Origin of the sequence: Saccharomonospora saliphila YIM 90502 (assembly GCF_000383795.1) — a bacterium.
Taxonomy (GTDB): Bacteria; Actinomycetota; Actinomycetes; order Mycobacteriales; family Pseudonocardiaceae; genus Saccharomonospora; species Saccharomonospora saliphila.
Map to the genome: position 1 here is coordinate 78291 of NZ_KB912656.1, position 5990 is coordinate 84280.

The 5990-nt window shown below is 71.6% G+C and carries 6 protein-coding genes; 1 reads left to right on the forward strand and 5 read right to left on the reverse strand.

Annotation, left to right across the window (positions count from 1 at the left end; translation table 11 throughout):
* Positions 1-118 precede the first annotated feature (118 nt).
* From SACSA_RS0109355 to SACSA_RS0109370, 4 genes are all read right to left on the reverse strand, one after another.
* Complete coding sequence (locus SACSA_RS0109355) at positions 119-1273, reverse strand: hypothetical protein (RefSeq protein ID WP_019815327.1); 1155 nt, start codon at positions 1271-1273, stop codon at positions 119-121.
* On the reverse strand, positions 1264-1608 hold the full coding sequence (locus tag SACSA_RS0109360) for an NADH-quinone oxidoreductase subunit A (RefSeq protein ID WP_028661714.1): 345 nt from the start codon (positions 1606-1608) through the stop codon (positions 1264-1266). Before SACSA_RS0109360 ends, SACSA_RS0109355 begins: the two co-directional genes overlap by 10 nt.
* A gap of 108 nt (positions 1609-1716) precedes the next feature.
* Complete coding sequence (locus SACSA_RS0109365; RefSeq protein ID WP_019815329.1) at positions 1717-2118, reverse strand: DUF302 domain-containing protein; 402 nt, start codon at positions 2116-2118, stop codon at positions 1717-1719.
* 135 nt (positions 2119-2253) lie between these two features.
* Positions 2254-3483, reverse strand: coding sequence for a right-handed parallel beta-helix repeat-containing protein (locus tag SACSA_RS0109370; protein WP_083940209.1), 1230 nt, complete (start codon positions 3481-3483; stop codon positions 2254-2256).
* 315 nt (positions 3484-3798) lie between these two features.
* Here SACSA_RS0109370 and SACSA_RS0109375 point away from each other — a divergent pair, with 315 nt between their 5' ends.
* On the forward strand, positions 3799-4695 hold the full coding sequence (locus SACSA_RS0109375; RefSeq protein WP_232212897.1) for a pectate lyase family protein: 897 nt from the start codon (positions 3799-3801) through the stop codon (positions 4693-4695).
* A 140-nt stretch (positions 4696-4835) separates the two neighbouring features.
* Here the strand turns inward: SACSA_RS0109375 and SACSA_RS0109380 are convergent, their stop codons facing one another.
* A complete protein-coding gene (locus SACSA_RS0109380) occupies positions 4836-5621 on the reverse strand; it encodes an endonuclease I family protein (protein ID WP_028661716.1) in 786 nt (261 codons plus the stop codon).
* Positions 5622-5990: the final 369 nt, after the last annotated feature.

A 5990-nucleotide genomic window follows, 5' to 3' on the forward strand; every position in this document is an offset into this window, starting at 1 on the left:
GCCGACCCGGTCCGCGCCGCGCGCACGGAGCGCCAGGACACGGTCCAGCGCGACCGCTCCGCAGGCCAGGGCTCCGAGCACCCACGGGAGTACCAGCGCGCCCTCCCACCCGGTCGCCTCAACCACGGCGCACCCTCCCGGCACGAGGGAGGTGTTCGAGGTCGGGATCGAGTCCGGCCACGATGAGCCGGGCCACGGCCAGCTCGGCCCCGTCGAGCAACTCCGGCAGCCGCTCCAGCGACCAGCGGACGGCCTCGGCCTCCACTACTGACTCGGCCTCCGCCGCTGACTCGGCCTCGAAGGCGGCGGCCACGTCGAGGCGCCGGTGGAGCCGGTCCAGAGTGTCCCCGCGCAGGTGCAGGGGCGCCCCGGCACCCTCCGGCACCACGCCGAGACCACGCAGCGACCAGCGCAGCACCCGGGACCGGCGGACGCGCCGTGCCCACGCGGCCACCCGGCGGGTGAGATCCGGACTCCCGTCCCCGGTGCCGTCGAGCAGCGCGTCGCGCAGGACGTGACCGGTGGCGGCGGCGTCGTCCCATCCCGCCACGGACAACAGGCGCGCACACGAGTCCACCGCCCTCGCCCGGGGAGCGTGCGCCCAGAACGGTGGCCGTACGCCCGGGTCGGCGCCGACGACCCCGCCGACGACCCTGGGTGCGGCCTCGGTGACGACGTCGCCGTGCAGGGTGGTGTCAACGATCAGGCCCGCGGGCCAGTCCGGTAAGACCGGCCCGAGCGGCACGCGGAGGACGTCGAGTGTGAGCCCGTCGCGGTCGTCGGCCCGGTCGGCCATCGGTATCCCGCCGGGTAACGAGGCCGCGTCGCCGCGATGAGCGCCGTGCCCCCCGTGAGCGCCGTGGCCGCCGTTCCCCTCGTGGCCGCCGTTCCCCTCGTCGTCGTGCCCGCCGGGGCCGTCGTGGCCGTCGTGGTCGTCGTGAGCGGCGGCGCGCCGCTGGCGGTCCGGATCGCGCAACTCGGCCAGTGCCGCGTCCAGTACCCGGCCGGCGTCCGCCGTGCCGCCGCGCTCCAGTACCACCCGCGCGCGCGGCGCGGGCATCCGCGACCACACCCCCTCGACGTAGGGGCGGAAGTCGTCGGACACGGGACCGGCGACGACGAGGAGATTCGCCTCGGCGGGGGAGGCCGCCTGCGCCCAGCCACGACGGCGGAACACCCGCTCGGCGGCCACCCGCGCCGCCGTTCCCCCGGGGGTGGCGGCCAGCAGGGGCCGGACAGGGGTGCCGCGGAGCAGCCACGCGGTCAGGTCCACCGCAGTGCCCCCTCGCGCCAGGCATAGACCACGCCGACCACGAGGATCGCCAGGAACACGAACATCTCGACCACCGCGGAGGTACCGGTCTCGGCGACCACCAGCGTCCACGGGTACATGAACACCATTTCCATGTCGAACACGAGGAAGAGCATCGCGACGGGGTACCAGCGCACGTGGTACCGGGACATCGCGTGTTCGGCCGGATCGTGGCCGGACAAGAACGGCGGGACCTGGCCGGTCCCGCCCAGCCGCACCAGGAACGCGGCCCCGTACAGCACGGCCACGGCCCCCAGTCCCAGCGCGAGCACCAGGAACGCGCCGCCGACCGACACCGTGGACCACACCTTCCGACGTCTTCCGCGCACTGGTCCGGTCCTGGATACCCACGACGGCGAGAACAATGCACCACGTGGGTCGCGGCGCACGTGCCGCCCGGCCGGTCAGCCCGAGGCGGAGGCGGTGAGACTGTCCAGGGCGGTGCGCAGCTTGCGGCCCGCCTCGTCGGCGACGGGACGCAGGGACGGCCGTTCGGGCACGTTGACCATGACCTGCGGATCGAGCGCGTCGACGACGGTCTCCTCGCCGTCGCCCCTGACCACCACGGTGCACGTGAGCACCAGCCCGAGGCGCCGGTCCTCTGTCAGCAGGCGGTGCGCGAGGCCGGGATCGCAGGCACCGAGGACGACGTAGGGCTCGCTGTCCTCGCCCAACCGCGTCCGTAGGGCGTGCCGGAGGTCGAATTCGGTCAGGATCTCGAAACCCTGTGTCGCCAGCGCCCGGCGGACACGGTCGAGCACCTCATCGGCCGGAGCCGCGAGCCGCACCGAGATCCCGTAGGTCATGACCGGGTATCTCCCTCCTGACGCACCGCGCCGGAGGGAGATACCCGGTCGTCTGCCGGGTCACACCCGGCACGCCGGGAGGCGGGTCGCTCGTGGGGAGGAGCCGCTCACCCGGCGCGGGGTCCGGGCGTGGCGTCAGGAGCAGACGTCCATCCAGCTGTTGTCCAGCGTGATGTTGCGGAAGGTGGTGTTCACCCCGCACGGGTCCTCGCGCACGGCACTGTCGCTGACCGTCAGGTTCTCCACCGTCACGTCGGAGTTGTTGGCGAACTCCGAGCGGGCCGCGAGACGGATCTCCCCGCCGCCGGAGACGGTGCCGCCTCGCGTGGCGAGCCTGACGTTGTGGCAGTTCTCGATCAGCACGGCGTTGTTGCCCGTGTCGGTGAGCCGGACACGGTCGATCGTGAGACCGCCGCTCTCGGACACGCAGAACACGCCGCGTCCCCCGCCTCGGGCGATCACCTCGCCGACGTGGATGTTGGTGGGGTAACCGCCGCCCACGCGGCCGTTGCGGTTGGCCGTGCGGAAGGCCGCGTACCCGGTCCCCGAGCCGGCGCCCACCGCGTCGACCCTGCCCACGGTGGCGTGCACCGTGTCGTTGAGCAGCAGGCCCGAGTATCCCGTGTCCCGGGCGACGACGGTGCCGATGGTCAGCCCGTCCACACCGTAGGTCTCCACGCCGTGCGCGGAGGTGCCCGACACGTAGACGTGGTCGATCGTGATGTCCCTGCTGGGCCGGCTGCGGTCGCCGTGGTTGTCGATGCGGATGCCGAGTCCACCCGACAGGCGCAGATCGATGTCGCCGAGCGTCACGTTCGAGACGTTGCGCAGGAAGATCCCGTAGGGCGGTGCGCCCGTGACCGAGAGGTGTCCCACCTCGATGTCGGTGGCGCCGCGCGCGTATATGGGCGCCCGGTCACCGGAGCCGGACCCGGTGACGGTGATGGTCCCGCACGCGTCGATCGCCGTGTGGCTCGGCAGCGAGATCCGCGTGTTCGCGCTCATCGTGCCGGAATCGCGGACGACCACCCGTTCCCGGCTGGTGCGTCCCGGGGTGAGGCTGCCGATGGCGGCTTGCACCGCCTCCCGCATGACCGGGCCCGTGTAGACGACGGCGGCGCCGTTGCGCGCCGTCCACTCGGTACCGGACCTGGTCACCTCCGCCTGGTACGGGGCGGTGCCGCACTCGGCGGCCGCCCGGGGTGCGGTGTGGGTGCCGGCCGCGCCCGACAGGTCGGTGGTGCCCGCCGGGGCCGCGGTACTCACGCCGCCCGGTACGGCGCTGACGACCGCGGCGGCGAGTGCCGCACCGAGCACTCCGGCACGGCGCGGTCCCTTCATGGCCTTCGAGGAAAACAATCGCATCGTATTTTCTCCCGCTGCGCGACGATGGGTGGATTTTCAATCGGGCGTGATCGCGAAAAATAGACAGGTCGCGAACCCGGGGTCAACCGGGATGCCCGTTTCCGGCCACACCGGAAAAGTCTTGTGTGCCAACATGTCTGACGTACGGGTGAGTACTGTTGACCGTTGTCCACGCGGCGCGCAAAAGTCGGGTCGCGCTTCTTTCACAGCGATGGGAAGCGCGTTTTGAAAATACGATCCGATCGAAGAAACGGAGTTTTCATCGTGCGTGTCTCGATTCGCCGGCGCGGTGTGGCCGCGGCGGCGTTCACATCCTTGTTGACGACAGCCGTGCTGGTCGGGCCCGTCGGCCAGGCCGCCGCTGTCGGATCACCCGAGGGCTTCGGAGAGAACACCACCGGGGGCGGCGGCGCCGCGCCGGTCACCGTGTCCGACGCGGACTCACTGGTCGAGGCCATGCAGTCGGAGGGCGCGGCCGTGATCCAGGTGTCCGGTATGATCGAGATCGACGGGATGCAGGACGTGGCCTCCGACAAGACGCTGATCGGCCTCGGGTCCGGCGCGGGCATCACCGGGGGCGGTCTCGACGTCGACGAGGCGAACAACGTCATCATCCAGAACCTGACGTTCTCGTCCTGGTCCGACGACGCGATCAACGTCCAGGACGGGTCCACCGACGTCTGGATCGACCACAACACCTTCACCGGCGGTGACGACGGGGCCGTCGACATCAAGCGGGGCTCGGATCTCATCACGGTGTCGTGGAACCACTTCCGCGACCACGACAAGACGATGTTGCTCGGGCACAGCGACGGCAACGGCGACCAGGACCGCGGTCACCTGCGGGTGAGCTACCACCACAACTGGTTCGACGGCACGAACCAGCGGCACCCCCGTGTGCGCTTCGGTGACCCGGTGCACGTCTACAGCAACTACTACCACGGGGTGACCAGCTATGGTGTCGCGTCGACCGTGGAGGCCGGTGTGCTCGTCGAGGGCAACTACTTCGAGGACACCGACGACCCCTTCCACCGCGGCGAGGGCAGCTCCGCCCCGGGTGACCTCGTGGCCAGGGACAACCACTTCGTCAACTCCGGTTTCGGCGACCAGGGCGGCGACGTCAGGCCCATCCCGTACTCCTACTCGCTCGACACGCCCAGCGAGGTGAAGTCGATCGTGAGCGGTGGCGCGGGCGCCGGCCGGATCGGCTGAGGCACATCGCCGTTCGCCCCGCCCGCGGCCCCGGTGGGCGGGGCGCATCGCCGGGACGGGCGGCCGCGGGCGCGCGGCGCGAAACACCCGCCGTGCGGGCCGGACGGGCCGTGAACCGGTCCGGCCCGCACGGGACGCGGTCAGCCCCAGATCTCATCCGCCCACTCGGGGTGGTCGATGAACGGGTTGCGGTTGTGCTGGTATCGCTCGTCAATGAGGTCGTTGCGGGTGCGCTCGAAAGCGTCGGGCGGGTCGGCGGCGTGCCAGTCCAGCAGGACGGAGAGCCTGCCGAGGCGCGGGACCGACCCGTTGCCGGTCCGGTCGTTGAGTTCGAGGTCCGGCTCGCCGGAGCCGCCCTCGTAGCGCACGGCCATGTAGAGCACCATGCGTGCCACGTCGCCCTTGACCTCGTCACGCGGCTCGAACGAGTCGTGGTCGGTGCTGTTGTCCGGGGCGTCGTCGACCGGCTGCCCGCCGAGGTCGAAGTCCTTGCTCCCGCGGATGCTGTTGACCCGCACGTCGGTCGGGCGCAGGTGGTGCAGGTCGCTGCCGGGCCCGTAGGTGCCCAGGTCGCCGTGCGACTTGGGCCAGACATGCTCGCGGTTCCAGTCGCCGAGTGCGCCGCCGTTGTCGTCGGCGTCGCGGGAGAGCCCGCTATAGAGCAACACGACGCTCGCCGGGTCGGCCGGGTCCTCGTCGGTGACCCGCAGCGCGGCCCACACCTGGTCGTAGGTCAGCACCGTGCTGTCGCTGACGATGTCGTGCAGCGCCGTTTTCAGTGCGGCGCCGCTGAGGCCCTCCGTTCCGGAGTAGTAGCCGTCCGGGACGTCGGTTGCCCCGTACTGTCCGGCCGACACGGGTGCCGCCGAGGCCAGCATCAGCACCGAGACCATCCCGGCCGCTCGCGAGGCGGTCCGTCCGCGCATGTCACATCCCCCGTTCCCCGGGCGGGCCGGTGCGGGGGTCGCCGAGACCCGCGTACTGGCCCGCCGTCCTGGTGATCACCGGAAAGAGTGACACGGTCGCTGTCCGTGGAGAACCGACGAAGGTCGTCGGCCGGATGAACATCACCGTGCCGACACGGCAACAGCAGGTGTGCCCGAGGCGGAGGGCACCTCAGGACGGGCGCGTGCGGCCAGCCGGGCTCACGCGCGCCTCGGGTCCGGATGTCCGGGATCGGACCCGCTGACGACGCCGTTTCCCGTGGCGCCCTCGGACGGCGCCCGGTGGGCGGTGGAATGGTCCGGCGGGCGCGTGCCAGGGGTGTGCGTCGCTGCCACGCCGGAGACGCCGTG

Coding starts and splice junctions, on each gene's coding strand:
- SACSA_RS0109380 (WP_028661716.1), bottom strand. CDS start 5,621: ATGCGCGGACGGACCGCCTCGCGAGCGGCCGGGATGGTCTCGGTGCTG.
- SACSA_RS0109365 (WP_019815329.1), bottom strand. CDS start 2,118: ATGACCTACGGGATCTCGGTGCGGCTCGCGGCTCCGGCCGATGAGGTG.
- SACSA_RS0109370 (WP_083940209.1), bottom strand. CDS start 3,483: ATGCGATTGTTTTCCTCGAAGGCCATGAAGGGACCGCGCCGTGCCGGA.